The sequence below is a fragment of the Phormidium sp. CCY1219 genome (genome assembly GCF_035615515.1).
GTDB lineage: Bacteria > Cyanobacteriota > Cyanobacteriia > Cyanobacteriales > Laspinemataceae > CCY1219.
Genome location: NZ_JAJENT010000383.1, coordinates 1 through 266 on the forward strand (window position 1 = coordinate 1; position 266 = coordinate 266).

The 266-nt window shown below is 47.4% G+C and carries 1 protein-coding gene; it reads left to right on the forward strand.

Annotated features, from left to right (window positions below; all coding sequences use genetic code 11):
• On the forward strand, positions 1-266 hold a 266-nt coding region (locus LKK83_RS07560; protein WP_324630411.1), incomplete at both ends, for a reverse transcriptase/maturase family protein.

Genomic DNA, 266 nt, shown 5'->3' on the forward strand with positions numbered 1-266 from the left:
AAATCCAAAGCCCGCGCCTTACGCAGAGTATGGATTCCTAAGCCAGGTCGTGATGAAAAGCGTCCTTTAGGGATTCCTACGATAAGAGATAGAGCCGAGCAAGCCTTGGTTAAACTGGCACTAGAACCCCAATGGGAAGCCCGATTTGAGGGTGAATCCTACGGATTTAGACCAGGGAGGTCAGCGCACGATGCGATTGATGCCATATTCAAGAAGCTCCATAAAAAGCCAAACTGGGTATTAGATGCAGATATTGCAAAATGCTT